This window comes from Amycolatopsis sp. WAC 04182, assembly GCF_003947465.1.
Classification (GTDB): domain Bacteria; phylum Actinomycetota; class Actinomycetes; order Mycobacteriales; family Pseudonocardiaceae; genus Amycolatopsis.
In genome coordinates this window covers 1-644 of sequence record NZ_QHJJ01000059.1, presented here as the reverse complement: position 1 = coordinate 644, position 644 = coordinate 1, and the positions used below count along the sequence as shown (strand labels likewise).

The window sequence follows — 644 nt, the reverse complement described above, 5'->3', positions numbered from 1 at the left end:
GCGCCGCGCTCGCCGAACTGTGGGGCGGACGCGCGCCGGCGACCTGGAACCGCAACCGCGCCGCCCTCACCTCCTGGCTGACCTGGTGCCAGAGCAAGAAGCACTGGCCCGCCCCGTCGGTGCCGGCCGAGGCCGAACGCCGCAAGGAGAACGCCGACGAGACCCGCGCCGTGGCCAAGACCACCATCGACCGGCTGCTGTCGCGCCGCGACATCCCGCTCCGGGAAAGGACGCTGTGGCGGATGCTCTACGAGACCGCGGCCCGGGCCGCGGAGATCCTCGCGCTCAACGTCGAGGACCTCGATCTGGAGCACCGCCGCGCCCCTGTCACCTCCGAGGGCGGCAACGGCGAGTGGGTGTACTGGGAGTCGGGCACCGCCCACCTGCTACCCCGCCTGCTGCGCCTGCCGGACGGCGGCACCCGCGCGCGCGGGCCGCTGTTCCTGTCCGAACGCCGCCCCGTCCCCACCCGACGGCCCCCGGCCGCCGACATCTGCCCGCACACCGGCCGCGCCCGCCTCGGCTACGACCGCGCCCGCGTCCTGCTCGACAAGCACGCCGGACTCGACCTGCACCAGCTCCGCCACAGCGCCGCCACCCACCTCGGCGACGCCGAAGTCCCCCTGCAGCTCATCATGGGCAAG

General features: G+C 74.8%; 1 protein-coding gene. It reads left to right on the top strand.

Annotation, left to right across the window (positions count from 1 at the left end):
* Nucleotides 1–644, top strand: a 644-nt coding sequence (locus DMH01_RS42495; RefSeq protein ID WP_370323615.1) for a tyrosine-type recombinase/integrase, incomplete at both ends; no start/stop codon positions are given.